A 26,942-nucleotide genomic window follows, 5' to 3' on the forward strand; every position below is an offset into this window, starting at 1 on the left:
CCGGCGTGACCCGTGACAGCGGTCTGACAGCGCCGTGCGAGCGGCCCCGCACAGGCTGGGGCCATGAACACGAACGCGATCGAGGCACAGGGCCTCGTCAAGATCTTCGGCGACAACCGCGCCGTGGACGGCGTCGACCTCACCGTTCGGACCGGGACCGTCTACGGGGTCCTCGGGCCGAACGGCGCAGGCAAGACGACGACCATCCGCATGCTCGCCACCCTGCTGCGACCCGACGCCGGCGAGGCGCGGATCTTCGGCCACGACGTCGCCCACGACGGCGCCGCCGTCCGCTCGCTCATCGGCGTCACCGGTCAGTACGCATCGGTCGACGAGACGTTGAGCGCCACCGAGAACCTGGTGATCTTCGGACGCCTGCTCGGCCTGTCCACCCGTGCCGCACGGGTCAAGTCCGCCGAGCTCCTCGAGGAGTTCTCGCTGACCGACGCCGCGAAGCGGCCCTTGCGCAACTACTCCGGCGGGATGCGCAGACGGCTCGACCTGGCCGCGAGCCTCATCGCCCGCCCACCACTGATCTTCCTCGACGAACCCACCACCGGCCTGGACCCGCGCACCCGCAACCAGATGTGGGACACCATCCGCCGGCTGGTCGCCGACGGCTCCACCGTGCTGCTCACCACCCAGTACCTCGACGAGGCCGACCAGCTCGCCGACCGCATCGCCGTCATCGACCACGGCCAGGTGGTGGCCGAGGGCACCGCCGACGAGCTCAAGGCCACGGTCGGTGCCCAGTCGCTCCAGGTAGGGCTTGCCGAGCCGGACGACCTCGGCACCGCCCTCGGCCTGGTGCAGCAGGTCTTCGGCACCGCGGGAACCGTCGCCCCGGGGGGCCTGCGGATCACCGTGCCGGTCCCCCACGCGGAGGCCGTCGCCGACCTGCTCGTCCGGCTCCGTGAGGCACGCGTGTCCATCGCCTCCGTCAGCCTGGACAAGCCCAGCCTCGACGAGGTCTTCCTGACCCTCACCGGCCACGCGGCGTCCGACGTCGCCCCGGAACCCGGCACGGACAACAGCACGGACAACAGCACGGACAACGTCAAGAAGGTGACCGCATGACCTCCGCGACCCTCACCGCGCCGACGCACACCACCACGCTCCAGCCGACCGTCGTCGGGTTGCGCGCCACCGTCTCGCAGTCCGTCACGATGGCCTACCGCGGGCTGCTCAAGGTCCGGCACACGCCGGAGCAGCTCATCGACGTGACGATCCAGCCGATCATCTTCACGCTGATGTTCACGTACCTGTTCGGCGGCGCGGTCTCCGGCAGCGTCGGCGCCTACCTCCCGCTGATCATCCCCGGCATCCTGGCGCAGACCGTCATCACCGCCTCGGTGGTGACAGGGGTCCAGCTCCGGGAGGACATGGACAAGGGCGTGTTCGACCGGTTCCGCTCCTTGCCGATCGCCCGCATCGCCCCGCTGGCCGGCGCCCTGCTCGCCGACACCGTCCGGTATCTCGTCGCGACCACCATCACGTTCCTGACCGGCCTGGTCATGGGCTGGCGGCCCGAAGGCGGCGTGGTCGGCGTCGTGCTCGCCGGCCTGCTCGTCATCGTGTGCGCGTGGGCACTGAGCTGGATCTTCGCCTACATCGGCGTGATCGCCCGCTCGGCGACGTTCGTCCAGGGCGTCTCGTTCATGGTCCTGTTCCCGCTGACCTTCCTGTCGAACGCGTTCGTCGAGGTCAGCACCCTCCCGGGCTGGATGCAGGCGTTCGTCGCGGTCAACCCGGTGTCCCACCTGGTCTCGGCCGTACGCGCCCTCGCGAACGAGGGCGCGGTCACCGCCGACGTCGGCTGGACGCTGCTCAGCGCGGCGGTCGTCGTGGCGGTCTTCGCCCCGATCGCCGTCCGCAGCTACCTGCGCAAGGCCTGACGGCGTCTCGTCGGTCGAGCTTGTCGAGACCTGGTCTCGACAAGCTCGACCGACGAGGCAAGCCCGACCGACGAGGCGGGCTCACGGCCCCAGGCGTTCCAGCATCGTGAGGGCACGTTCGGCCAGAACGCCACGGTCGATCGCCGCGGCCGCCGCCCGAGCGTCCGCGACCGCCGCCACCCCGAACCTCTCGGCGGCGGCGGCGAAGACCGGTTCGCGGCGCAGCGCACGCAGGTCCTGCCGCGAGCCCAGCGCCTCGGCCAGCGCCAGCAGCTCCAGACCACGGTCAGGTCCCGGCTGCCCGACGCCGGACCGCGGCTCTGCCAGGGCCAGCACCGCGCCCACGCCGAGACACACCGTGCCGAGCACCGGATGGTCGGCGACGTTCCGCATCCACTCCCGGTACAGCCGCACGGCACGACGCCGCACGGTGTCGGCCACCTGGCCCGCCCGCGCGTCCTGCCCCGCTCCGACGAGCCGCACCACCCACGCGGCCCCGAGGATCACCGCCCAGGGCGCCGCCGGGTCCGGGTCCGCCCCGGCCTCCGCGGCAGCCCACACGCCGACGTCGTACCCCTGGCCGACGCCGCCCGCTCGCGCGCCCGGAACGCCCGTGAAGGCGCCGACCGCCTCCCCGTACCGGGCGAGTGCCTCCGCGACGTCACCCCGGGCATAGGCGATCTCCGCACGACCCGCTCCGGCGACCGCACGCGACTCGACGCCGCCGCGGTCGGACTCGTCGGCGTTGGTCCCCGCCCGGTCGAGGCGCTCGCAGATCCGGTCGGCCTCCGCCAGGTCGTCGACGTCGAGGGCCGCGGCGAGGTCCACCCAGTCGAGCTGCCGCAGCGCACCGTCGGCCGCGAGCGCCGTCAGGCCACCGCGGGCGATACCCGACCAGCGGGCAGCGGTCCGGGTGTCGCCCACTTCGCTCGCCACCCCGGCGAGGAACATGGCGGCCCCTGCCGGGCAGGCGACGTCGCCGATGGCGTGCGACAGGTGGTAGGCGTGCTCCCCTTCGGCCAGCGCCTCGTCGAGGCACCCTGCGTTCTCCGCCTCCTGGGAGGCGGCGAGGTGGGCCAGGAACGCGACGAACGGGTCGGCCGAGCCGGCGAGACGGGTCATGGTCTCCGGTGTAGGAGCCAGCAGCATGCTCGCGACCGCGCGGGTCCGGGAGCTCACCGCGTCAGGGTGGTCGCGCACCACCCGCCGCAGCCGGGCCAGCGCGCGCAGGTGCGCCGTCGACCCGGAGAACGCGGTGGTCGCGGATGCGTAGGCGAGCGCGAGCGCGGTGACGTCGGCCTCGCCGGGCGGGACCGCCCAGCCGGTGACGGCGTCGAGCACCGCAGGCGCCAGGTCCGCCGCGCGTTCCTCGGCTCCGCGCAGGGTCCACGCCCCGCCGAGCGCGACATAGCCGTGCAGGACGACCTCCGGTCGCCCCGTGCGCCCCGCCGTACGGAGGGCGAACAGCAGGTTCTCGTGCTCGCGGCGCAGCTCGGCGACCGCGGCGACCTGGCCGGGTCCGAGCAGGTGGGCGGTGCAGCGCCGGGAGAGCTCCTTGGCCCAGTCGAGCAGCGCGTCGCGGACGGCGTCGTCCTCGCCTGCCTCCGTCAGACGCAGCAGGCCGAACTCGCGCACCGTCTCCAGCATCCGGTACCGCACGGGGCCAGCCGGCCTGCTGGGCCCGCCGGCCGGGTCCGCTGCCGGTGCGGCGGCGCCTTCCTCGACCACGAGCAGGGACTGCGTCACGAGCCCGTCGATGTCGTCGAGCACGCCGAGCGGGGCGGTCCCGGCGTGGTCGGTTCCCGGGACACCTCCTGGCGCGGCACGCCGCCCTGCACCCGACTCCGCACCCGACCCTGCACCCGACCCTGGCCCCGCGTCCCCGAGCTGCCTCAGCGCGGCTGCCGCCTGGGCAGAAAGCCCGTCGGGCAGCACGGAGACCCGCCGCCACAGCTCACGCTGGGAGGGCTCCAGCAGGTTCCAGCTCCAGTCGATGACCGCCTCGAGCGTGCGGTGCCGGTCGGGTACCGTGCGGTCGCCGCCGCGCAGCAGCTCGAACCGGGCACCGAGGTGCCGCTCGATCTCCTCGACCGACAGCGTCCGTACCCGGGCGGCCGCCAGCTCGATCGCCAGGGGCAGGCCGTCGAGCCGGTCGCAGAGCCGGGCCACCACGTCGTCCGGCAGGTGTGCACCCGGCCGGGCCGCGAGCGCTCGCTGGCGGAACAGCTCGACGGCCGGGCCCGGGACGTTCGCGCCGGACGCGCCGGGTGTCGCTCCCGAGGTGAGCGGGGCGAGCGGGTACACCTGCTCGGCGGGGAGCTGGAGGGGTGCGCGGCTCGTGGCCAGGATCCGCATCCCGGGCGCGGCGGACAGCAGGGTGTCCGCCCACCGGGCGGCGCCTTCGGGCACGTGCTCGCAGTTGTCCAGCACCAGCAGGGTCCGGGCGTTCCTGGCGCGCTCCACGATCCGGTCGTGCAGGTCACCGGCCAGCAGACGGTCGGTCAGGCGTGTCACCGACGACACCCCCAAGCCGTCCGCGATCGCCAGCGCGACGTCGCCGTCGGTCCGCACGCCCGCGAGCTCGGCCACCGCTATCGACAGCCCGGCGAGCGGGCCCGCCGTCGACGGCGTCCCGTCACCGGCGACCGTGCGCGCCACCTCCTGGGCCAGCCGGGTCTTGCCCAGCCCGCCCGCGCCGAGGACGGTCACCAGCCGGTTCCGCCCCAGCTCGGTCATGACGGCGTGCACGTCGTCGGCGCGCCCGATGAGCGGCGTGGTCGCCGCGCGCAGCCCGCGCACGGAGCGCCCGACGGCGGGGTGGCCGGCGGCGGGGTGGCCGGCCGCACGCTCGTCGGCGGGCGCGGGAGCATCGGTCGTGCCCGCTGCGATCCGGGCGTGCAGGGCGGCGATGTCCGGTGCGGGGTCGGTGCCCAGCTCTGCGACCAGGGCGTGCCGGAGGCGGCCGAAGACGCGTACGGCTTCCTCGGGGCGCCCGGACGCCGCGAGCGCCGTCATGAGGTCGCGCGCCGCGTCCTCGTCGAGCGGGTTCGCGGCCAGGGCGGCGGTGGCGAGCGTGCTGACCCGGGCGTGGTCCCCGGAGGCGACCGCGGCCCGACGGCGCAGGGCGGTCAGCTCGCCGTGCAGCCGTCCGGCGGTCTCCTGCAGCTCCATGAGGACGTGGGGTGCCGCGTCGTCGAGCCCGTCCCCCGGCGCGCCGCGCCAGAGTGCGAGGGCCTCGTCGAGGGTTGCCGCGGCCGCCGCCTGGTCCCGAGCTCCGGACCCGTTCTCCAGCAGCTCCCGGGCCCCGGCGGCCGCGGCCCGTGCATGGTCCAGGTCGCTGGGGCCGCCGAGGGCGTACCCCGCGGGGGTCGACCGCACGACGTCGGGCACAAGTGTCCGTAGCCGGGACACGAGGCTCTGCAGCGCGGCCCGGGGGTTCGCCGGCAGGTCCTCGCCCCACAGCTCGTCCACGAGCGTCGAGATCGTCATCGCGCGGGGTGCGGCCAGCGCCAGCAGGACCAGGAGGGCCGCGGCGCGAGTGCCGCGCGGGGCGACCGGGCCGGCGTCGGACAGCACGGCGACCGGGCCGAGGACCGCCACCCTCTGTCGCTCCTCGCGCGCTCCCGGCCCACGAGCGGAGGGGGCGGGCAGCATGTGCGCCACTCTACGGCGTGTTCCCGCAGCCCTCAGGCTTGCGGCACCACCTTTCCCCGGCGCCGCCGACGGGCCGCGGGGCACATCTCACCGGATGATCGGCAGCGCCGGCGGCGTCCAGCTCGCGAACCGCGCCATGCCGTCGAGCATCAGCCGTGCCGGGACGACGCTGAGCGCCGCGTTGCGCAGCCCGACGAGCGCCGGGTTGCCCAGCTGCTCGCCGAACCTCGCGCTCGCCCACGCGGAGCGCAGCACGCCCGCGGTCCGCGGCCGGCGCACCCGGTCGTAGTCCGCGAGGCCCTCGACGACGGAGTCCGCGCCCGAGACCGACGCCGCCAGCACCACCGCGTCCTCGATGCCCTGGCCGCCGCCCTGGCCCACGTTCGGCGGCATGGCGTGCGCGGCGTCGCCCACCAGCGCTACCCGGCCGCCGGCCATGCGCGGGATCGGCTTGGGGAACCCGTAGAGGTCGAGCTGCTGGAGCTGCTCGGGCCGGGTGGCGGCCAGGACCTCGGGGATGGGGGCGTGCCAGCCGGCGAACGCGGCGCGGGCGGCGGCCAGGTCGACGGCGGGGTCGCCCGTCGGCCGCCCCACCGGGCCGACCTGGGTCCCGTACCAGTACAGCCGTCCGTCGCCGAGCGTGATCAGGCCGAACTCGCCACCTGGGCCCCAGGTCTGGGACATCTCGGTGACCCCTGGGTTGTCGAGCACCGCGAGCCACGTGGTCGACCCGACGTAGACGGGCTCCGCGGCGTCGGGGACGATCGCGGACCGCAGGCGCGACCGGACGCCGTCGGCCGCGACCACGAGGTCCGCGCTCAGGGTGGAGCCGTCCTCGAGGGTGACCGTCGCGGGTCGCGCGGTGTCGCCCGGGTCGACCGCGACGGCGGACGCGCCGTAGGTGACGGCCAGGTCGCCGAGCCCGCCGAGCAGTGCCGCCTGCAGGCTCGGCCGGTGGAACGCGATGGCCACGGTGCCGAACCGTGCGGCGATCTGCTCGGGAGAGACGTGCACCAGCGTGCGACCCGCGCCGTCCCTGAGCGTGCCGGGATAGGTCCGCTCCCCCACGGCGCGCACCGCGTCGCCGACTCCGGCGGCGTCCAGGCCGCGCAACCCGTTGGCGAGCAGGACGATGCCCGCGCCGGTGGTGCGCGCCTCGGGCGAACGCTCCAGCACCTGGACGTCCCATCCGCAGCGCAGCAGCGCGTTGGCGGTCGTGAGCCCTGCGATTCCCGCTCCGACGACGATTGCGCTCTTCGACATGAAGCCTCCTCGGCCGATCACCTTTACCACTACGATCGTAGTAGTACTCATGGTGCCATACTCGGAGAGTGCCCCGTTCCAACCCCGCCCGACGCCACAGCCTCACCGACGCCGCCATCACGCTGCTCGCGTCGGACGGCGTGCACGGGCTCACCCACCGGTCCGCCGAACGGGCCGCCGGCCTGCCCGCCGGGACCGCCTCCAACTACTTCCGCAACCGCGAGGAGCTGCTGGTGGCGGCGGCGGAGCGGATCGTGGAGCTCCACCTGGCCGACATGGCGCAGGCCGACGCCGCGGCCGTCGAGCAGACGGCCCGGCATGCCCCTGACGGTCCTGACGGTCCGGCACCGGACCTCGCCGAGCTGATCGGCACATCGCTGGAGGTCGCCGCCTCGGCGCACCGTGACCGGTACCTGGCGGTCTTCGAGCTGGTGCTCGAGTCCCGGCGTCGGCCCGCGCTCACGGCCGCTCTGGCCCGGCTCGCCGGCGGGGCCGCGGGCTTCACCGGCGACGAGCACGCGCAGCTCGGCCTCGACCTGCCGGCTCGTGCGGTGCCGCTGCTCATCACGCTCTACGGCGGCGCGCTGTTCACGCTGGTCACCGGTCCGGCCGACGCAGGCGCCTCGGGTGACGCGGGCGCCGCGGGCGACGCCGTCGGCCCGGGAACCCCTGCCGGGCCGACGGCGCACGACCTGGCCCGCGCGATCGTCGCCGGCGTGCTGGCCACGACCGGCCCGCCGGTGTGAATCAGTTAAGTCCGTTGCCCGTGCGGGCCGGCGCGCCGACCGTCGGAGGTACGCTCGCACCGCGAGCGCCGTTCGACGACGCACGCATCGGAGGCCACGCCATGAACCCCCGTGCGGTAACCGGAGAATACGCCGACCGGTTCCTGGCCATGTACGCGAAGCTGCACGACCCCGCCAACGGCTACTTCTCCGCGCAGGGCATCCCCTACCACTCGGCCGAGACCCTGCTGGTGGAGGCTCCGGACTACGGCCACGAGACGACGTCGGAGGCGTACAGCTTCTGGCTGTGGCTGGAGGCCTCGTACGGTCAGGTCACCGGCGACTGGGACCCGTTCAACAACGCCTGGGACACGCTCGAGGCGTACATGATCCCGACCACGGAGAACCAGCCGACCAACGGCGCGTACAACCCGGCGTCGCCCGCCACGTACGCCCCCGAGCACAACCATCCGAGCGCCTACCCCGCGCAGCTCGACTCGGACGTCTCCGTCGGCCAGGACCCGATCGGCGCGGAGCTGCGCCAGACCTACGGCACCAGCGAGATCTACGGCATGCACTGGCTGGCCGACGTCGACAACGTGTACGGCTTCGGCGCGGCCCCCGGTTCCTCCGAGCTGCTGGGCCCGGACTACGAGGGCACGTCGTACATCAACACGTTCCAGCGCGGGCCGCGGGAGTCGGTGTGGGAGACGATCCCGCAGCCCGCCATCGACGACTTCTCCTACGGCGGCCCCAACGGCTACCTGGACCTGTTCACGGGCGACGCGAGCTACGCCCGCCAGTGGAAGTACACGAACGCGCCGGACGCCGACGCCCGCGCCGTGGAGGCCGTGTACTGGGCCAAGCAGTTCGCGAACGAGCAGGGCGCGGGCGGCGAGATCTCCGGCACCGTGCACAAGGCGTCCAGGATGGGCGACTACCTGCGCTACTCCCTGTTCGACAAGTACTTCAAGCGGATCGGCTGCGAGTCGCCGGGGCGTGGGGCCGGCTCCGGACGCAGCTCGGCGCACTACCTGCTGTCCTGGTACTACGCCTGGGGCGGCGCCCTGGACACGAGCGGCCCGTGGGCGTGGCGCATCGGCTCCTCGCACGCGCACTTCGGCTACCAGAACCCGCTAGCGGCCTATGCCCTGTCCGCCGACGCCGACCTCGTGCCCGCCTCCCCCACGGCCCGGGACGACTGGTCGACCAGCATGGACCGGCAGCTCGAGTTCTTCCAGTGGCTGCAGTCCGCGGAGGGTGGCATCGCGGGCGGCGCCACCAACAACGTGGACGGCGCCTACGGCTCGCACCCGGCGGGCACGCCCACGTTCTACGACATGGCGTACGACGAGGCGCCGGTCTACCGCGACCCGCCGTCGAACCAGTGGTTCGGTATGCAGGGGTGGGGCGTCGAGCGGATCGCCCAGCTGTACCACCAGACGGGCGACGAGCGCGCGCGGTCCATCCTGGAGAGGTGGGTGCCCTGGGTGCTCGACGAGATCACCGTGACGGCCGACTCGTGGCAGGTGCCGTCGGAGCTGTCGTGGAGCGGCGCCCCGGACACGTGGGACCCGGCCGACCCGGGGACCAACACGGGCCTGCACGTGGACATCGTCTCGCACGCGCAGGACGTCGGCGTGGCCGGCGCCATCGCCCGCACGCTCATCTACTACGCCGCGGCCTCGGGCGACGAGCAGGCGGCCGGCACCGCCAAGTCGCTGCTCGACGCCATGTGGGAGCAGAACAGCGACGAGAAGGGCATCGGCACCGTCGAGTCCCGTGCCGACTTCGCCCGGTTCGACGACGAGTACCAGCCCGGCGGGAACGGCGTCTACGTGCCGGGCGGCTGGACGGGCACCAACCCGAACGGCGACAAGGTCTCGTCCGGAGTCTCGTTCCTGGACCTGCGGTCGTTCTACGCGGACGACCCGATGTTCCCCGAGGTCCAGGAGTACCTGGACGGCGGCGACGTCCCGCAGTTCACGTACCACCGGTTCTGGGCCCAGACCGCCGTCGCGACGGCCATGGCCGAGTACGACCGCCTCCTGGGCCCGGGCGCCCACTAGTCCCGGGCCCGCGAAGTAGAGCGCCTGTCCGGTCTCGACAGGCTCGACCACCGGTGGTCGAGCCTGTCGAGACCGGACAGGCGCTCTACTTCGCGAGATACAACGGGAGGAGGGTCAGACCTCCGGGACCCAGAGGTCCTCACCGTTGGGGGCGTGCCGACGGCACCGACCGAGACGGGCACCGGCGCGGCCTCCGGCAGGTCGCCCAGCGCGCGCTGCGCCACGGCACCCGACGAGAAGTTCGCGTAGCACTCGGGGCAGTACCAGTCGGGCGTCGGCACCGGGGTGTCGAAGCCGCCGTAGACGACGTCCGGCTCGAGCTTCATGTTGTCGTGGATGGCCTGGCCCCACACGATGCGCTTGGTGGCGCCGCGCTGACCGCACGACGGGCACGACGGGCGCATCTGCGCGCGCTGCGACAGCACCGCGTGCGGGTGGAGCAGCGCGTGGCACGGGCCGCACACCAGGAAGGTCTGCTCGATGAGCTCCGCGAGGGGGCGCTCGCCGGTCTCGCCGGTGTGGGCGCCGTCGTCGTGCGGCATCAGCTGCATGACGTCGACGAACCGCTCGCACGAGGCGCAGCGCTCCTCGCGGCGCAGGTCGGTGCCCGCCACCTGCTTGTGTCCGAGCAGGCGCAGGACGTGCAGGTTCGGCGACAGCTCGTCGGTCTCGCAGTTGCCCGCGTCGAGCGTGCCGGTGGCGCCGTGCTTGTACTGGTGGGCGATGCCGTCGAGCACCAGGCGGGCGTGCTCCTGGGGCAGCCAGCCGGACGACCGCGCGTAGGCCGCGGCGCCGTTGAAGAGGTCGTCCCAGACGACGGGCTTGTCCGGGCCGAACACCTCGTCGCTGACCCAGTCCTCGCCCTGGCTGGTGCCCATGAGCTCGACCGCGGCCACGATGCCCGGCTCGGAGCCCACGACGGTGACGACGACGTCGCCGCGCTGCGGGCCGTCCGCGCCACCGGGCAGACGGTGCTCGTGGCTACGGCTCGCGATGGCGACCGCCTCGCCCAGCCAGTCCTCGGACCAGTTGAGGTAGACGGACGGAACGAGCCACGCCGGAAGGGACGATACGTTGGGAAGCATGTCGGGTTCGCTGGTCACGCGGGGAGAATAGCGCAGCCCGGTGACGTCGTTATGACAGTCCCGGTACGCGACCTCCCGGACTTACCGGAACTCGACCACTACCTGGTCGAACCCGGACGCGGACAACATCACCTCAAGGGTCTTCACCGTGTTCGCCCGGGCGCGTTCGGCCAGGTCGGACTTCTCGGCCGCGTCCGCTATCTGGTCCTGGGCCGCGGCGAGCGCCTCCTGACGCGCGTCGGTGTCGGTGTCGAAGAAGTCACCCACCCGGTCGACCAGGCCACGGTCCTCCGTCAGGGCGCGGCTGGTGTCGAGATCGATGCGCGGCTCGGCGAGCTCCGGTTCGGGCAGCGTCACCGACACCGTCGCGCCGTCGTCCGAGATCTCTATGGCCTCCTCGGTCAGGCCTTCGAAGTCCACGTACGCCTCGACCGAGCCGTTCACCACGAGCACGGTGCGCTCCCCCGCGACCCAGCCGGGCACGTACTTGACGTCGCGCTCCAGGTCGACGAGGACCTCGTACTGCGCCTCGCCCGCCACGAACCGCGCGAGGTCCTTCATGCTGAGCAGGACCGGACGTTCGGAGCGGTCGACCTCGCTCGTCGTGAACGGGTTCAGCCCCTCCACGAGCACCCGCCAGAACGCGTCGCGGAAGTCGTCGCGCAGTGCCGACAGCACGCCGAGGACCGCCCCGGCGGCCAGCGCCAGGCCCACGAGGAACCCGATGATGCCGGCGAGCCAGGACGGCATGCGACGGCGCGCGGGTGGGGCCGGCGGTTCGGTCCTGGTGGTGCCCTTGCCCGACGGCGGCCCGGGCGGCCGTCCCTGTGCGTGCACCTGCTTGGTGTCGGCGTCGGTGCCCGTCATCGCAACCGCCCCCTTAGGGAGATATGTCCGAATATCCCGTGGAGTCACACGCTAGCGCCACCCACTGACACTCGCCGGGTGGGCGTTGCTCAGCCGCACCGACGACTTCGGTCGGTTGCCCCGAGTTCGGTCAGTCAACGGACCGATCTCGAGGCAACCGACCGAAGTCAGCCAGCCGTCAGTTCTTGCGGTACTCCCACGGGCTGTCCACCGGGCGCAGCGTCTCCCAGTCGGAGGCCCGCCCGATCGCCGCCGCGAGCACCCCCGCGATCGTCGCCGCGTTGTGCAGCTTGCCCGCGAGCGCCAGCGCCGCGGCCTCCTCCAACGGCACGGGGACGACGACCATGTCGGCCTCCTCGGCCTCCCGGGTGTGCAGCTCGTCGTCGGGCACCGGCGTGAGGTCGCGGGCCAGGTAGACGCGCACCGCCTCGTTGCTGCCGCCCGGCGTGGGCAGCAGGTCGAGCAGCACGTCCCAGGTGGCGGCGGACATGTCCGCCTCCTCGGCCAGCTCGCGGGCCGCCGCGACGTGCGGGTCCTCGCCGTCCAGGTCGAGCAGGCCGGCGGGCGCCTCCCAGAGGAACGCGCCGACGGGATGCCGGTACTGGCGCAGGAGCAGGACGTCGCCGTCGTCGTTCAGCGCCACCACGACCACCGCGCCCGGGTGGTCGACGTACTCCCGGCGGACGATGCCGCCGGCCTCGCCCAGGTCGACCTCGTCCGAGACCATGTCGACCACGAAGCCCTGGAACGGGACGTCCAGCCGACGCGCCGGGCGCGGGTCGATGACGTCGGTAACCTCGTCGCTGGTCATGCTCCCGCGGCCTGCTTCTCGAGCGCGGCCGCGATCAGGCCCGAGAACAGCGGGTGCGCGCGGGTGGGGCGCGACTTGAACTCGGGGTGCGCCTGCGTGGACACGTAGTACGGGTGCGTCTCGGCGGGCAGCTCGACGAACTCCACGAGGGACGAGTCGGGCGAGGTGCCGGAGAACAGCAGGCCGGCCTCCTCCAGCTCGCCGCGGAACGAGTTGTTCACCTCGTACCGGTGCCGGTGGCGCTCGGTGACCTTCTCGCTGCCGTAGGCCTTGGCCACGACGGAGCCGGCGGCGAGCTGCGCCTCGTAGGCGCCCAGGCGCATGGTGCCGCCCATGTCGCCCTCGCCGTCCACGATCGCCTTCTGCTCGGCCATGGTGGCCACGACGGGGTGGCTGCTCGTGGGGTGGAACTCGGTCGACGACGCATCCGCCCAGCCCAGCACGTTGCGCGCGTACTCGATGACCATCGACTGCAGGCCGAGGCAGATGCCCAGGGTCGGTACGAGGTTCTCGCGCGCCCAGCGCAGCGCCCCCACCTTGCCGTCGATGCCGCGGACGCCGAAGCCGCCGGGCACGAGGATCGCGTCGACACCCTCGAGGGAGGCCTGAGCACCCTCCGGCGTCTGGCAGTCGTCGGCCGCGACCCAGCGGATGCCGACCTTCGCGTCGTTCGCGAAGCCGCCGGCCCGCAGCGCCTCGGTCACGGACAGGTACGCGTCGGGCAGGTCGATGTACTTGCCGACCAGCGCGACCTCGACGTTGTGCTCCGGCTCGTGCACGCGCTCCAGGAGGCGGCTCCAGCCGTCCCAGTCCACGTCGTGGAAAGGCATCCCGAGGCGGCGCACCACGTAGGCGTCCAGGCCCTCGGCGTGGATGACGCGCGGGATGTCGTAGATCGACGGGGCGTCGGCGCAGTTGATCACTGCCTCGGTGTCGACGTCACACATGAGCGCGATCTTGTTCTTGATGCCCTGGGGCACCGGGCGGTCGGAGCGCAGCACGATGGCGTCCGGCTGGATGCCGACGGTGCGCAGCGCGGCGACGGAGTGCTGCGTCGGCTTGGTCTTCAGCTCGCCGGACGGGCCGATGTAGGGCACCAGCGAGACGTGCAGGAAGAACACGTTGTCGCGGCCCAGCTCGTGCCGCACCTGACGCGCGGACTCGAGGAACGGCTGCGACTCGATGTCGCCGACCGTGCCGCCGATCTCGGTGATGATCACGTCGACGGCGTCAGAGGCCTGCTCGCGCATCCGGAACTTGATCTCGTCGGTGATGTGCGGGATGACCTGCACGGTGTCACCCAGGTACTCGCCGCGGCGCTCCTTCGCGATGACGCGGGAGTACACCTGCCCGGTGGTCACGTTGGACGAGGCGGGGAGCTCGATGTCGAGGAACCGCTCGTAGTGGCCGATGTCCAGGTCGGTCTCGGCACCGTCCTCGGTGACGAAGACCTCGCCGTGCTGGAACGGGTTCATCGTGCCGGGATCCACGTTGAGGTAGGGATCCAGCTTCTGCATCGTGACGCTGAGGCCACGTGAGCGCAGAAGTCGGCCGAGTGACGACGCCGTCAGCCCCTTGCCGAGAGAGGACGCCACACCACCGGTGACGAAGATGTGCTTGGTCGGCGTGGAGGCGCCGGACCGCTGACGGGACTGGAGACTGTTTCGGTGTTCGACCACGGAACTCCACCCTATCCGAGGTGCGGCGTGCTCGTGGTGTTAGAACCAGCACACGCGCTCATTACTCGGGGATTGTCGGTTTGATTCGGATCGAGTCTGCCCCCGTCGGGCCCATCGCGCTCGCTGTGTCAGGGCTTGCGGGAGAACTTCCCCCGCAGCGCGCCCAGCCGCGGCCCGACGGCGGCGCGCAGGTCCCGGTCGAGCAGCGCCGCGACCACGAGCGTGACGCACGCGGCCAGCAGGCCGACCACCAGCCCGAGGCCCAGCTCGACGGCGAACCGGCCGCCGTCGAACTCCACCTCGTGCCCTGATCCGGACACGAACCAGCCGAACGGCTTCTGCGACCCGATCCAGGCGGGCACGAGCCACCCTGCGGCGGCACCCACGCCCGCGGCCGCCACGAGCACCAGGAGCGCCCGCCAGACGCCGCTCAACGCGTCAGCGCCCAGGTGCCTGCGCACCGCCAGGAGCAGCCCCAGCCCGGCCACGACCATCCCCGCGGTGCCGACGGCTCCCAGGACCGCCATGACGTCGGTCTGCAGCACGTTGTCGGCGCACGCAGGTGTTGCGCAGCCTCGTCCGGGCGACCGCCCGGCGAACAGCACCGGCACGAGGGCCGCGCCGACCGCCGACACGCCCCAGCCGCTCGCGGTGGCGATCACGGCGGCGCGCCCGTGGTCGACGGCGTACAGCGCCCGCGACAGGTGCAGGATCAGCGCGAAACCGATGAGCCCCGGCGCCAGCGCGACGAGCCCGGCCGCCATGCCGGGGGCGTCGCCGCGCACGATGAGGTCGAAGACCCGCTCGACGTACGGCGCGGCGGCCATCAGCGCGGCGACGCCGGCGGCCGTCACGAGCAGGAGGCTGCGGGTGGTCCGCGCCACGAGCGAGCGCAGCTCGTCGAGGCGGCCCGCCGACGCGTGCTCCGCGAAGTGTGGGAACGCGCTGGTCGCGATCGGGAACGCGAGGACGGCGTACGGCAGCAGGTAGACCTGCTGAGCGTACAGGTAGACCGAGAGCGTGCCGTCGCCGCCGGCCGCGTTGGCCGCGCGGAGCGTCAGGAACACGGAGAGCTGCTGGACCACCAGCGCGCCCACGCCAGCGAACGCGAGGCGCGCGGCCCGGGGGCCCTCCCCCGACGGGAACCGCAGCGTGGGCCGCAGCCGCAGCCCGGTACGCCACACGGGCACGACGAGCGGCAGCGCCAGGAACAGGACGCCGACCGTCGTGCCCCACGCCAGCCACACCAGCGCCCTGCCGGACAGCTCGGCGACCTGCTGCTGGTCGCCGTTCGCCAGGGCGCCGAAGACCGCGTAGACCACTATCACGACGAGGCTGGAGATCAGCGGCGCGAAGGACGGCCAGAAGAACCGCTTGTGGGCCTGCAGGATGCCGCCCAGCACGACGGCCAGGCCGTAGAGCGGCACCTGCACGGCGAACACGCGCAGGAAGCCCGTGGCGACGTCCACGTGCACCGGATCGGTCAGCCCGGTCAGGCCGATGATCGGGCGCGCCAGGAGCGCCATGAGCCCGGCCAGCGGCACCAGCACCACCAGCGTCCAGCCCAGCAGCGCCGAGGCGATCCGCGACGCCTGCTCCTTCGAGGCGGCGGTGCCGTCCGCGGTGAACGCCGCCCGGCTCAGCGGCCCGGCGAGCAGCGGCACGACGGCGCCCGCGAGCGCACCGCCCGCAGCCACCTCGAACAGCAGGTTGGGCAGCTGGTTGGCGGAGTTGAAGACCGTCCCGACGCCGTCGGACCCGAGCCACGCACCCTGCCCGAGCCAGCGGCCGAACCCGACGATGCGGCTGGCGAGGGTGACGACGGTGACGAGCAGCGCGGCGCTCGCCAGGGTTCTGACGCGGCTCACGCGCCCGGGGAACCCATGGGGTCGGAGGCAGAGGTCGACCGCCCGCCGCTGGACACCGGACCGGGCTCGACCACCGGATCCGCGGCCACGACCGGCCGCCTACCGAGCATGTCGATCTTGTTCAGCCACTCGTTCCCCGCGATGACCTTGGAGAAGCTGATCTTCTCGGAGGCCAGCATCAGCCCGACCACGCCCGCGAGCGCCGTCCACCGCACCGCGCGGGACGTGCCGAACGCGATCTGGCTGCCGACGAGCGCGCCGAGCGCGTTGGCGCCGCCGTCGCCCAGCATGTCCTGCTCCCCCAGGTCACCGGGGGCCGCTGCCGCCGCGGCGCCGAGCACGGCGCCCGTGGCGCCCGCGCCGCCCAGCACGAACGGGAGGCTCGCCGCCGCACCGGCCTTGAGCGCCCGGCCGGGGCGCAGGTCGAACAGGTTGATCAGGTTCGCGGTGCCCCCGATGAGCGCGCCGTTGAGCCCGACGTCGACCAGGTGCCCGAACGCGCTGCCCGTGCGGCGCGTACCCACGGCGGAGGCGAGGAGCGCGGAGCCGGAGATGCCGAGCACCTTGAGCCCGCCGGTCGTCAGGCGGCCCTCCAGGAGGGCGCCGAGGTGGCCGCGCAGGCCCTTGGTGCGCACCGAGGTGTCCTCGGCGAGGTCGTCCACCAGGCCGAAGGCGCCCGCGGCGGCCGTGGCGAACGCCGTCGCCCCGGGGGCGTTGCCGCCACCGACCGCCGCGCCGGCCACGAGGCCCACGGTGACCGCAGGGCCTTCCAGCAGGCTGATCGGTTCGCCGCGATGGTTGGTCCGCGTCCAGGTGGCGGCGCCGCCGAGGCGGCCCTCCGCGACCTTCTCGTCCAGCTTGCGGCGCGCGAACGCCGTCGCGGCTCCGGCGACGATGCCAGCGGCGATGAACCTGCCTGCACCCATGACTTACCCCTCGGTCCGTGTCGACTAGTACGTCAGCAAGTAGTACCTCAGCGAGCTATTCGGCGCCGACCACCGGCGGTATGACGGCCGTGGCGTCGTCCTCGAGGCCGTACTGGCCGACGATGTCGTCCAGCCGGGCCGCGACCGCGAGCGGCACGTTGATGCGTCCCACGAGCCTGTTGATGCCGCTCACCGTGGTGACCTCGGCGGCGATGTCCTCGTCGTCGCGCACGGCCTGCACGGTGTCGCCGGGCTCGTCGGTCGGCCCGGCGAGCACTGCCGCGCCGGACACCTCCTGGGCGGCGCGGGTCACGGACGTCCACACGTCGGGCGTGGTCTCCGCCGCCTCGGTGGCGCCGTCGGTCGTCGCCTGCGGCTGCGCGGCGGAGCCGACGAGCAGCACGAGCGCCTGGGCGGGCTCCGTCTGCTCGTCGCCGGCCTCGATGTAGCCGAGGCGCTCCAGCTGTACCTCGAGGTCCAACGCCTGCGCGCTCCGCTCGGTGCCGTTCTCCGTGCCGGTGAGCGCGAGCGCCAGCGCCGCGCCGAGGATCGCGCTCGGGTCGTCACCCTCGGGGGCTGCAGTGCCCAGGTTGGCGAGCAGCCCGCCGGCGACGGTCTCGTTGGACGACTCCTCGGCGGCGTCGGTCCAGGAATCGGTGAGCACGGAGGTCGACACGACGTTCGCGCCCGCCGTGGTGAGCTGGTTCAGCACGCCGTCGGCGTCGTCCTGCGGGACGTCGCCGAGCTGCACGATCGCGACCCGCTGGTCCTGGAGCGCGCCGGTGACGAGCTGTGCGCCCGCGGCCTCGATGTAGCGCTCGTCGCCGTCGAGGGCGGTCTGCGTGGCGTCCAGCTCGGTGCGCAGGTCGGTGCGCTCGGCACGCAGCGCGTCCACCTGCTCCGTCAGGGTCTCCCCGATCGCGCCCTGCAGCGGGCCGGCACCGAGGATGATGCCGACGGCGAGCGCGAGGAAGACGGAGATGAGCGAGACGAGGTGGTATCGGAAGTCGATCACGGTACGGAGGAGTCCTTAGGCATGTTCCGGGCGGTCAGGGCCCGGCATCAGGTCGGGGCGGCAGGAGGTCAGGGAGCGGGCTCCCGACCGGTCAGCCGCCGAACAGTTGGCTGATCCAGGACACGACGTCGTCGATGCGTGCCCCGATCAGCCCGAAGAAGGTCTGGCCCGCCGAGGTCGAGGCCAGCGCCGCGAGCACCGCCGCGACACCCGCGCCGGACAGCAGCGTGAGCTGGGTGTTGGAGATCCGCGTGCGGTAGAGCCGCGAGACGCCCTTGGCGTCGACGAGCTTGCCACCGACGCGCAGCCGGGTGAGGAAGGTGGAGGCCATGCCGGAGCGCCCCTTGTCGAGGAACTCGACGAGCGTGGCGTGCGTGCCGACGGCGACGATGAGCTCGGCACCCTTGTCGTCGGCCAGCAGCATGGTGATGTCCTCGCTGGTCCCGGTGGCGGGAAAGACCACTGGCTCCACGCCGAGCGCCTTGACGCGCTCCAGGCCCGGTGCCTTGCCGTCGCGGTAGGCGTGCACGACGATCTCCGCGCCGCAGGCCAGGGCCCGGTCGGAGACGGAGTCCATGTCGCCCACGATCATGTCGGGCTGCCAGCCCTCGTCGAGGATCGCGTCCGCGCCGCCGTCCACGCCGATCAGGACGGGCCGGTTCTCCCGGATGTAGGACCGCAGCAGCGCGAGGTCCTCCCGGTAGTGGTAGCCGCGCACCACGATCAGCACGTGGCGGCCCTCGATGGGGGTACGGATGTCGGGCACGCCCACGCCGTCGAGCAGGAGGTCCCGCTCGCGGCGCAGGTACGTCATGGTGTTCTCGGCGAACCGCTCGATCTCGGCGGACAGGCCCTCGCGGGCGGCCGCCTGGTCCGCGGCCACCGTCTGCGGCGTCTGGTAGGTGCCCTTGGCCACCATCTCGCCGTCGACGTAGATCTCGTTGCCGACGATCTGGACGTCGGCCCGCTCGTCGAGCGCCATGATCGCCGGGCCGAGGCCGTCCACCAGGACGATCCCGGCCTCGATCAGGATGTTCGGGCCCGTGTTGGGGTAGCGGCCGGAGGTCGACGGCGCCGCGTTCAGCACCGCGACGGGCGCCGCCGAGACCAGGGCGTCCGCTGCCACACGGTCGATGTCCACGTGGTCGATCACGGCGACGTCACCGTTGTTCAGCCGGGACGTGAGCTCCTTGGTGCGAGCTCCGATCCGGGCAGGCCCGTGCACCGTGGCCTGCGTAGTCGCCAGGGACTGCGCCGCGGCGCTCTTCGCTGCGCTCTTCTCGGCGCGCTTCTCGGGTCGGGAGATCAGCTTCATCCGCTCTATCGTCCCACGACCGAGGACTCCAGGAGCTCCAGCGCGTGGGTACGCGCCGTCTCCGAGTCGTCCTGGCCGGACAGCATGCGCGCCAGCTCACGGACCCGCGCGTCGGCGGTGACCTCGCGGACGCCCGTAACCGTGATCATTCCGTCATCTTCACCCTGTGCGCCGGCCTCTCCGTCGGAGCTCTTGGTGACCACGAGGTGCGCGTCCGCGAAGGCCGCGACCTGCGCCAGGTGGGTCACCACGACCACCTGGGTGCTGCGGCCGAGCTGCGCCAGACGGCGACCCACCTCGACGGCGGCCCGGCCGCCGACGCCGGCGTCGACCTCGTCGAACACGAAGGTGCTGCGCGGGGTGTCGGCGGTGCGCGCCGCCGCCGCGCCGCCGGACGTCGCCAGCGCGACCTCGAGCGCGAGCATGACGCGCGAGAGCTCACCGCCGGACGCGCCCTTGCCGAGCGGCCGCTCCGGCGCGCCCGGGTGCGGCACGAGCAGGAAGGTGACCTGGTCCGCGCCGAACGGTCCGGGCTGGTCGAGCGGTTCCACCTGGACCACGAGGTGGGCGCCGCCCATCGCCAGGCCGTGCAGCTCGTTGGTCACCGCCTCGGCGAGCTGGGACGCACCGCGGGTGCGCTCCGCCGTGAGGATCTCGGAGAGCCTGGCGAGCTCGCCGTCCAGCTCGGTCACACGGTCGCGCATCGAGACGAGGCGGTCGCCGCCGTCGTCCAGGTCGAGCAGGCGCAGGCCGGCGTCGCTCGCCCACTGCAGCACGTCGTCGATCGTCTCGCCGTAGGAGCGCGTCAGGGCGTTCAGCTCGGCCATCCGGTTGTGCGCCGTCTCCAGCCCGGCCGGGTCCGCCTGCAGGTCGTCGACGTACGCGGCGACGTCGGTCGCGACGTCGGACAGCAGGTAGCCCACCTCCGCGAACCGCGTGGCGAGCACGCCGAGCGCCGCGTCCGAGTGGGCGGCGGTGTCCAGGGCGCGCCGCGCCCGCTCCACGAGCGCTATCGCGTTCTCGCGCGCGCCGTCGGCGTCCTCTCCCGCTACCGCCTCGTGCGCCTCGGTCGCGGCGGTGCGCAGGGCCTCGGCGTTGGACAGGCGCTCGATCAGTGCCTGCAGCTCGGCGTCCTCGCCCGTCACCGGGTCGACCCGCTCGATCTCCTCCAGGCCGATCCGCAGCAGCTCGACCTCGCGCGCCCGCTCGGCGCCGCGCGCCTCGAGGTCGGCGATCTCGGCGAGCAGCCCGCCGCGTTCGGTCCATGCGGTGCGGTACGAGGCCAGCACGCGCTGGTGGGCCGGGCCGACGAACGTGTCCAGGGCGTCGCGCTGCTTGGCCGACGTGCGCAGCCGCAGCTGGTCCGACTGGCCGTGCACCGTGAACAGGTCCTCGGCGATCTCCGCGAGGACACCCTGCGGTACGGCACGCCCGCCCAGGTGGGCCCGCGACCGGCCGTCGGCGATGGTGCGCAGGATGACGACGGTCCCGTCGTCCTCCACCTCGCCGCCCGCCTCGTCGACCCGGCTCAGCACCGCGTCCCGGCCGGAGACGCGCACGCGGCCCTCGACAGCCGCCGACGACGCCCCCGGACGCACCGACTGCGGGTCCGCCTTGGCGCCCATGAGCAGGTTGAGACCCGTGAGCACCATCGTCTTGCCCGCACCCGTCTCACCCGTGATGACGGTCAGGCCGTCGGACAGGGGTACCCGGGCCGAGCGGATGACGCCCAGGTTCTCGATAGCGATCTCCTCGAGCACCGGACTCCTTAATTCTCTGGTGGTATCTCTGGTGGTATCTCTGCTGTGTTGTCGGCCGGGTCCTTGATGTCGGCTGGGTCAGAAGGTACATCCTGCGCCTCGGTGTGACCTGACCCGACACGGTCCCGCCACCCCGACACGGGCAGACTGAACTTCGACACGAGACGGTCCGCGAACGGCGCGTTGGACAGCCGTGCGAGCCGCACCGTACCGCCCTGCCGCACGACGACGCGAGACCCGCGGGGCAGCCGGATCTCCCGCCGGCCGTCGCAGGTCAGCACTCCTTCGACCGTCGACTGGGGCAGCACGTCGACCGTGTACCGCGACCGCGGGCCGATCACCAGCGGCCGCGCGAACAGGGCGTGCGCCGACAGCGGCACCATGAGCACGGCGTCGACGTCGGGCCAGATCACCGGGCCGCCGCCCGAGAAGGCGTGGGCCGTGGAGCCCGTGGCCGTGGCCATGATCACGCCGTCGCAGCCGAACGAGAGCAGCGGGCGACCGTCCACTCCGATCGCGACCTCGAGCATGCGGTCGCGCGTGGCCTTCTCGACCGTCGCCTCGTTCAGCGCCCAGCCGACCACCGGCTCCGCCGTGCCGGGCAGGTGCACCGTGACCTCGACGGTCGCACGCTCCTCGACCTCGTAGTCGCGGGCCGCGAGCCGCTGGACGGCGGCGCGCAGGTCCTCCCGCTCCGACTCGGCGAGGAAGCCCACGTGCCCCAGGTTCACGCCGAGCAGGGGCACGTCGGTGCCCCGGGTCAGCTCCGCCGCACGCAGGATGGTGCCGTCGCCCCCGAGCACCATCACCGCCTCGGACCGGTGCACACCCTCACGGACCCGGTTCGCGGCCATGTGGTCGCCGAACTCCTCCGCGAGCGCGTCGTCGTGCAGGGTCGCCTCGAAGCCCGCCGCCTTCAGCTCACGCAGGGCCTCGGCCAGCGCCGCGACCGCCCGAGGGCGGCCGCCATGGGTCACGATCAGGACGCGCCTGGTCACGGCTGCCGCTCCTTCTGCTCGTCCGTCTGCTGCTCGCCCGCCTGCTGGTCGTCGCGCTGCCGCTCCCGGACGACGACGGCCGGCGGCACGGGCGGCGGGCCCGCCACCGCACCCGGCCCGCTCGGCGCCCCCGCCGCGGGGTCCCAGGCGACGGCCTGTGCCACGGCCTCGTCGATCGCACCGACGCTCCCGGCAGGCCCCGTCGGCACGAGCCAGAGGAAGAACTCACGGTTGCCGTTCGGGCCCGGCAACGAGCTCGGCACCACCGCGCGAACCCGCAGGCCCGCCTCCTCGGCGGCACGGGCGACCGACTCCACTGCGTCACGATGCAGAGCCGGGTCGCGCACGACCCCGCCCGAGCCGAGCCGCTCCCGGCCTACCTCGAACTGCGGCTTGACGAGCAGCAGCGCGTGCGTGTCCGGGCCCGCTACCCGGGCCACGGCGGGCAGGACCTTCCGCAACGAGATGAAGGAGAGGTCCGCGACGACGACGTCCGGTACCCGCTCGAGGTCTCCCGGCGTCAGGTCGCGCGCGTTGAACCCCTCCACGACCGTGACGCGCGAGTCCTCCCGCAGCTGGGGCACGATCTGGTCGTGACCGACGTCGATGGCGACGACGTGCCCCGCGCCACGCCGCAGGAGCACGTCGGTGAAGCCGCCGGTCGACGCGCCGAGGTCGACGCACCAGGCACCGCTGACCACCAAACCTGCCGCGAGGGCGTCCAGCGCGTCGAGCGCCCCGGCGAGCTTGAGCCCCGCACGGGAGGCGTACTCGTACTCCGTGTACTCCCCGCCCGACACCTCTATCGTCTCGTCGGCAGCGACCGGCGCCGACGGCTTGGCGACCACACGGCCGCCTGCCACCACCCGGCCGGCCGCTATCAGCTCGGCCGCGTGCTTGCGCGACCGCGCCAGGCCACGCCGCACCAGCTCGGCGTCGACACGACCCTGACCCGTACCTGTCGTCATGGTCACAGGGCGGCGTCACCGCTCAGGTGGGCCCGCAACGCGTCGTGCACTGCCTCGAACCGGGCGACGTGCTCCGCCGGCGGCAGGTCGTCGAGCCCGTCGAGCGCGTCGAGCACGCTCGGGACACCCGCGTCGGGGTCGGCCGGGCCACTCGAAAGTTCCTCGGTCTCGTAGAACTGGTCCATCCTGCGTCAACGCTCCACTGTGCTCGTCCGTGCCCGTCGGGCTGTCGCCCGCTTGTCCTGAGCTGTCTGCCGTCTGCCTGCACACGGTACCCGCCGCCCCTGACAGGGCCCGGGAGAAACGGTCCCGATTCCGCCGAGAGCAACCATCCTCCGGTCATGCGCAGACTCCGTCGCACCCCGGTTCCGTGAACCAGCGTGCGACAGAGTCTGCGGTCGACCCGGCTCAGGCCACCAGCTCGGGCACCGTCGCCGGGTCCAGGTCGTCGCCCGCGTCGACCGCGGCCCACGCGGCGGCGCACGCGGCGCGCACCAGGTCGATCCCCGACCCGTCGAGCCGCAGCCCGCCGTCGGCCACCTGCGCCGACGCGCCCCCGCACACGTACCAGCCGTCCGTGAGGACCGGCGCCGGGTGCGGTTCGAGCAGCGCGCGCAGGTCGGCCCCGAGGAACGACGGGCGCTCACCCGGAACGGCAAGCACCGCGTCGCGCGCCGTCGAGACGCCCGTCAGCACGTGCAGCCCCGGGTACCCGCCACCGCGCGCACCACCGAGGTCGGTGTCGAGCCGGTCGCCGATCACGAGCGGCCGGCTCGCCTCGGCCCGCTCGACCGCAAGGCGGTACATGGTCGGCGAAGGTTTGCCGGCACTGTCCGGCGTCACACCCGTCGCCGACACCACGGCACCCACCAGGGCACCGTTCCCCGGCGCGAAACCACGCGCCGTCGGGAGCGACAGGTCCAGGTTGCTCGCCACGTGCCACGCACCGGCACCCACCGCGTAGGCGGCCTCGGCAAGCTCCGCCCAGCCCACCTCCGGCGAGTACCCCTGCGCGACGGCGTCCGGCTTGTCGTCCGCCGAACCCACCACCGTGAAGCCCGCCGACCGCACCGCGGTCACCAGGCCCTTCCCGCCGACTACCAGCACCTTCGCGCCCGGGTCGAGCCTGGTGGTGAGCAGCGCGGCACACGCCTGCGCCGCCGTCATCACCTCGTCCGGATCCGTCGGGATGTCCAGACCCGTGAGCTGCCCGGCGACATCCTCCGGCTCACGCGACGCGTTGTTCGTCACGAACAGCAGGCGCATCCCGCCCGAACGCGCGGCGGCGAGGCTCGCCGCCGCGTGCTCGATCGGCAGGTGCCCCTTGTACGCCACGCCGTCCAGGTCGACGAGCGCAAGGTCGTACGCAGCGGCGAGCGGGGTCGCGCTCGCCAGCAGGCCGGCGCTCGCGGTCACGCCTTCTCCTGCCCGACGTCGGACCGGTCGCCCTCGGCGTCCGGCTCACCCTCGGTGTCGCTCACCTCGGGTGCGGGAGCCGCGTCGTCGTTGGCCGGGCGGTCGTCCGTCGAGTCGCCGGTCTCTTCGGCCTGCTCCTCCGCGGACTCCTCGTCCGACTCAGGATCGCTCGGCTCGTCGACGGCGTCCGCCTCGGGCTCGTCCAGATCCTCTTCGGGCTTGTCCTCGGGCTCCTCGTCGGACTCGTCCTCGTCCGCTTCGGGCTCGTCGGGTGAGTCGGCGGAGTCGGCCGAGTCGGCAGAGTCAGCAGAGTCAGCCGAGTCGCCTGAGTCTGCGGAGTCGCCTGAGTCCGCCGAATCCGAGGAGTCCGCCGAGTCCGCGGACTCGTCGTCCGAATCCTCGTCCTCGTCCTCCGGCTCTGCAGCGTCCTCGTCGTCCTCGTCGTCAGGCTCATCGCCCTCGTCGTCCGACGTGTCCTCTGCGAACTCCTCCGGATGCTCGGCCGCGTACTCCTCCTCGGCGAGCGCCGCGTCCTCCTCGACGTCGAACACCATGATGTCCTCGTCGAACGCCTCGGCGCCAATGGCCCGCTCGAGCGCCTTGCTGTCCACGGTCTTCAGCAGCGCCACCGCCTCGTCGACGCGGCCGGCGGCCTCGAGTGCCAGGGCGCGTGCCTGCACGACCCGGAGCCCTGAGTCGCCCTTGGCGTCCTCCGGGTCGATCTTGTCGAGCACCGCCAGCGCGGCGTCGTGCTCACCCAGGTCGGACCGTGCGCCGCTCGCGACGATCGCGAGCTCCACGCGACCCATCGCGTCGAGCGAGGCTGCCTCCTCCGACGCTGCCAGGGCGAGGGCACGCTCCGGACGGCCGAGCCCGCGTTCGGCGTCGGCCATGATCGGCAGGTGCTCCGACGAGCCGTTCAGCCGGCGGACGGTGCGCAGCTCGCGCAGCGCCTCCGCGTACCGGTTGGTGTGGTACGCCGCCAGGCCCGCGGCCTCGCGCACGATGTCGATCCGGCCGGCACCACGCAGCGCCGCCTGGGCGTGCTCGTAGGCACGCTCGGGGTCGATGTCGATCAGCCGTCCGGCCATCAGCAGGTGCAGACCGACGTACTCGGCGTGGTCCTTGCTCAGCCCGCGCAGGCGCGAACGCACCTCGCGGTCGAGCTGGCTGAACTCGACGCCTTCGGCGATCTCCGGCTCCGGAGGCCGCGGGGCTCGCTCCTCGCGCTCCTCCCGGACGGCCGTGCGCGGACGGTCGTCGCGGTCGTTGGACGGACGGTGCGGACGGTCGGTGCCACGGTCGTCACGTCGCGCGGGACGGTCGCCGTCCTTCGCGCGGAACGGACGAGCGGCCCGGTCGTCGCGACCGCGGCTGTCGCGGGCGCCCCTGTCGTCGCGGTCGCCGAACGAGCGACGCGGACGGTCGTCGTCACGGCGTGCCGGACGGTCGGTGCCCCGGTCGTCACGGCGGACCGGACGGTCGCCGTCGGTGCGGCGGGGTCGGTCGTCGCGGCGCGGGCGCTCGTCCTCCCGGCGGGCGGGACGGCTGGCGCCGCGGTCCTCGAAGCTGCGGCGCGGGCGCTCGTCACGGTCGCCGAAGGAAGGACGAGCCGGACGGTCCGTACCGCGGTCGTCGCGGCGCGGACGATCGGTACCCCGGTCCTCGAACGAACGGCGAGGACGGTCGTCGTCACGACGTGCCGGACGCTCGTCGTCCCGACGCACGGGGCGGCTGCCCCCACGGTCCTCGAAGCTGCGGCGCGGACGGTCGTCGCGGTCGCCGAAGGAAGGACGGGCCGGACGGTCGTTGTCGCGACGGACCGGACGGTCCGTGCCACGGTCGTCACGGCGCGGACGGTCAGTCCCCCGGTCGTCGAACGAACGGCGTGCCGGACGCTCGTCGTCCCGACGCACGGGACGGCCGGCGCCGCGGTCCTCGAAGCTGCGGCGCGGGCGCTCGTCACGGTCCCCGAAGGAACGGCGCGGCCCGTCGTCGCGGCGCGCGGGGCGGTCGTCCTCCCGGCGCAGCGGGCGGTCGTGCTCACGACGCACGGGCCGCTCGCCGTCGCGGCGTACCGGACGGTCGCCGCCACGGTTGTCACCGCGGCCGTCCCGGTCCTCGAAGGAGCGGCGCGGACGGTCGCCGTCGTTCCCGCGGTACGGGGGGCGGGCGCCACGGTCGTCGCGGCCGCCACGGTTGTCCCGGTCGCCGTAGGACCGGCGGGGACGGTCGTCATCGCTGCGCCGAGGCGCGCGGTCGCCGGCCCCCCGGTCGTCCTGCCGGGGACGGTCGGTGCCGCGGTCGTCGCGGCGGGGACGGTCGGTACCCCGGTCCTCGTACGGCCGGCGCGGGCGGTCGGCGCCGCGGTCGTCGCGGCGAGGGCCGTCACTGCCACGAGGGCCGTCGAACCGGCGGCCCCGGTCACCACCGCGCTCTCCGCCGCGGTCGTCGCGACGCGGCCCCCGGCCTTCGTTGCGACTGCCGCCTGTGCGCTCGCCACGGCGGTCGCCCTCGCGGTCGTTCCCCTGGTCACGGGGCGTTTCGTTCACGGTGTTCCCTTCGATGACAGATGCTCGCTCATTCTCCCATGCGAGCGGCCGTCTCCCGGGGTCGAACTGCTGTGAC

At 73.3% G+C, this 26,942-nt stretch carries 21 protein-coding genes; 5 read left to right on the top strand and 16 right to left on the bottom strand.

Annotated features, from left to right (window positions below; all coding sequences use genetic code 11):
- Window positions 1–63 precede the first annotated feature (63 nt).
- On the top strand, window positions 64–1,077 hold the full coding sequence (locus ACNYC2_RS15780; protein ID WP_419702705.1) for an ATP-binding cassette domain-containing protein: 1,014 nt from the start codon (window positions 64–66) through the stop codon (window positions 1,075–1,077).
- On the top strand, window positions 1,074–1,895 hold the full coding sequence (locus ACNYC2_RS15785) for an ABC transporter permease (protein WP_419702706.1): 822 nt from the start codon (window positions 1,074–1,076) through the stop codon (window positions 1,893–1,895). Before ACNYC2_RS15780 ends, ACNYC2_RS15785 begins: the two co-directional genes overlap by 4 nt.
- Window positions 1,896–1,976: 81 nt before the next feature.
- On the opposite strand, the gene ACNYC2_RS15790 is transcribed toward ACNYC2_RS15785, so the two are convergent.
- Together ACNYC2_RS15790 and ACNYC2_RS15795 are read right to left on the bottom strand one after the other, a co-directional pair.
- Window positions 1,977–5,549 carry an AfsR/SARP family transcriptional regulator gene (locus tag ACNYC2_RS15790; protein ID WP_419702707.1) on the bottom strand — a complete coding sequence of 1,191 codons (3,573 nt, stop codon included), beginning with the start codon at window positions 5,547–5,549 and terminating at the stop codon, window positions 1,977–1,979.
- Window positions 5,550–5,636: 87 nt separating this feature from the next.
- On the bottom strand, window positions 5,637–6,812 hold the full coding sequence (locus ACNYC2_RS15795; protein WP_419702708.1) for an FAD-dependent oxidoreductase: 1,176 nt from the start codon (window positions 6,810–6,812) through the stop codon (window positions 5,637–5,639).
- 68 nt (window positions 6,813–6,880) lie between these two features.
- On the opposite strand from ACNYC2_RS15795, the gene ACNYC2_RS15800 reads away from it, so the two are divergent.
- Complete coding sequence (locus ACNYC2_RS15800; protein ID WP_419702709.1) at window positions 6,881–7,558, top strand: TetR/AcrR family transcriptional regulator; 678 nt, start codon at window positions 6,881–6,883, stop codon at window positions 7,556–7,558.
- 101 nt (window positions 7,559–7,659) lie between these two features.
- Window positions 7,660–9,606 (top strand): glycoside hydrolase family 48 protein, encoded by a 1,947-nt coding sequence (locus ACNYC2_RS15805; RefSeq protein WP_419702710.1) that lies wholly within the window; start codon window positions 7,660–7,662, stop codon window positions 9,604–9,606.
- Here ACNYC2_RS15805 and ACNYC2_RS15810 read toward each other — a convergent pair.
- The 14 genes from ACNYC2_RS15810 to ACNYC2_RS15875 form a co-directional block, all read right to left on the bottom strand.
- Entirely contained in the window at window positions 9,603–10,709 is a 1,107-nt protein-coding gene (locus ACNYC2_RS15810; protein WP_419702711.1) for a hypothetical protein, read from the bottom strand. The genes ACNYC2_RS15805 and ACNYC2_RS15810 overlap by 4 nt on opposite strands.
- Window positions 10,710–10,772: 63 nt before the next feature.
- Window positions 10,773–11,558: a DUF4230 domain-containing protein gene (locus ACNYC2_RS15815; RefSeq protein ID WP_419702712.1), complete on the bottom strand. Its 786-nt coding sequence runs from the start codon at window positions 11,556–11,558 to the stop codon at window positions 10,773–10,775.
- 178 nt (window positions 11,559–11,736) lie between these two features.
- Window positions 11,737–12,369: an NUDIX domain-containing protein gene (locus ACNYC2_RS15820; RefSeq protein ID WP_419702713.1), complete on the bottom strand. Its 633-nt coding sequence runs from the start codon at window positions 12,367–12,369 to the stop codon at window positions 11,737–11,739.
- Window positions 12,366–14,048, bottom strand: a complete 1,683-nt coding sequence (locus ACNYC2_RS15825; protein ID WP_419702714.1) for a CTP synthase — start codon at window positions 14,046–14,048, stop codon at window positions 12,366–12,368. Before ACNYC2_RS15825 ends, ACNYC2_RS15820 begins: the two co-directional genes overlap by 4 nt.
- A 128-nt stretch (window positions 14,049–14,176) precedes the next feature.
- Window positions 14,177–15,916, bottom strand: a complete 1,740-nt coding sequence (gene murJ / locus ACNYC2_RS15830; protein WP_419702715.1) for a murein biosynthesis integral membrane protein MurJ — start codon at window positions 15,914–15,916, stop codon at window positions 14,177–14,179.
- Window positions 15,913–16,842 carry a hypothetical protein gene (locus ACNYC2_RS15835; protein ID WP_419702716.1) on the bottom strand — a complete coding sequence of 310 codons (930 nt, stop codon included), beginning with the start codon at window positions 16,840–16,842 and terminating at the stop codon, window positions 15,913–15,915. The genes murJ and ACNYC2_RS15835 overlap by 4 nt, the downstream gene beginning before the upstream one ends.
- A gap of 55 nt (window positions 16,843–16,897) precedes the next feature.
- Window positions 16,898–17,857 carry a copper transporter gene (locus ACNYC2_RS15840; RefSeq protein ID WP_419702717.1) on the bottom strand — a complete coding sequence of 320 codons (960 nt, stop codon included), beginning with the start codon at window positions 17,855–17,857 and terminating at the stop codon, window positions 16,898–16,900.
- 91 nt (window positions 17,858–17,948) lie between these two features.
- A complete protein-coding gene (gene steA / locus ACNYC2_RS15845; protein WP_419702718.1) occupies window positions 17,949–19,172 on the bottom strand; it encodes a putative cytokinetic ring protein SteA in 1,224 nt (407 codons plus the stop codon).
- 5 nt (window positions 19,173–19,177) lie between these two features.
- Window positions 19,178–20,932: a DNA repair protein RecN gene (gene recN / locus ACNYC2_RS15850; protein ID WP_419702719.1), complete on the bottom strand. Its 1,755-nt coding sequence runs from the start codon at window positions 20,930–20,932 to the stop codon at window positions 19,178–19,180.
- Between the two features lie 8 nt (window positions 20,933–20,940).
- The gene (locus ACNYC2_RS15855) at window positions 20,941–21,930 is read right to left on the bottom strand and encodes an NAD kinase (RefSeq protein WP_419702720.1); all 990 of its coding nucleotides are present in this window, start codon (window positions 21,928–21,930) and stop codon (window positions 20,941–20,943) included.
- On the bottom strand, window positions 21,927–22,898 hold the full coding sequence (locus tag ACNYC2_RS15860; protein WP_419702721.1) for a TlyA family RNA methyltransferase: 972 nt from the start codon (window positions 22,896–22,898) through the stop codon (window positions 21,927–21,929). Before ACNYC2_RS15860 ends, ACNYC2_RS15855 begins: the two co-directional genes overlap by 4 nt.
- A 2-nt stretch (window positions 22,899–22,900) precedes the next feature.
- Entirely contained in the window at window positions 22,901–23,083 is a 183-nt protein-coding gene (locus ACNYC2_RS15865) for a hypothetical protein (protein ID WP_419702722.1), read from the bottom strand.
- A gap of 223 nt (window positions 23,084–23,306) precedes the next feature.
- Complete coding sequence (locus ACNYC2_RS15870) at window positions 23,307–24,314, bottom strand: HAD hydrolase-like protein (RefSeq protein ID WP_419702723.1); 1,008 nt, start codon at window positions 24,312–24,314, stop codon at window positions 23,307–23,309.
- On the bottom strand, window positions 24,311–25,468 hold the full coding sequence (locus ACNYC2_RS15875) for a hypothetical protein (protein ID WP_419702724.1): 1,158 nt from the start codon (window positions 25,466–25,468) through the stop codon (window positions 24,311–24,313). Before ACNYC2_RS15875 ends, ACNYC2_RS15870 begins: the two co-directional genes overlap by 4 nt.
- Between ACNYC2_RS15875 and ACNYC2_RS15880 the strand changes: the two genes are divergently transcribed.
- Window positions 25,412–26,941 carry a hypothetical protein gene (locus tag ACNYC2_RS15880; RefSeq protein ID WP_419702725.1) on the top strand — a complete coding sequence of 510 codons (1,530 nt, stop codon included), beginning with the start codon at window positions 25,412–25,414 and terminating at the stop codon, window positions 26,939–26,941. The genes ACNYC2_RS15875 and ACNYC2_RS15880 overlap by 57 nt on opposite strands.
- The last annotated feature ends 1 nt before the right edge of the window (window position 26,942 follow it).

The organism is Promicromonospora sp. NFX87 (assembly GCF_048564965.1).
In the GTDB taxonomy this organism is placed as follows: domain Bacteria; phylum Actinomycetota; class Actinomycetes; order Actinomycetales; family Cellulomonadaceae; genus Promicromonospora.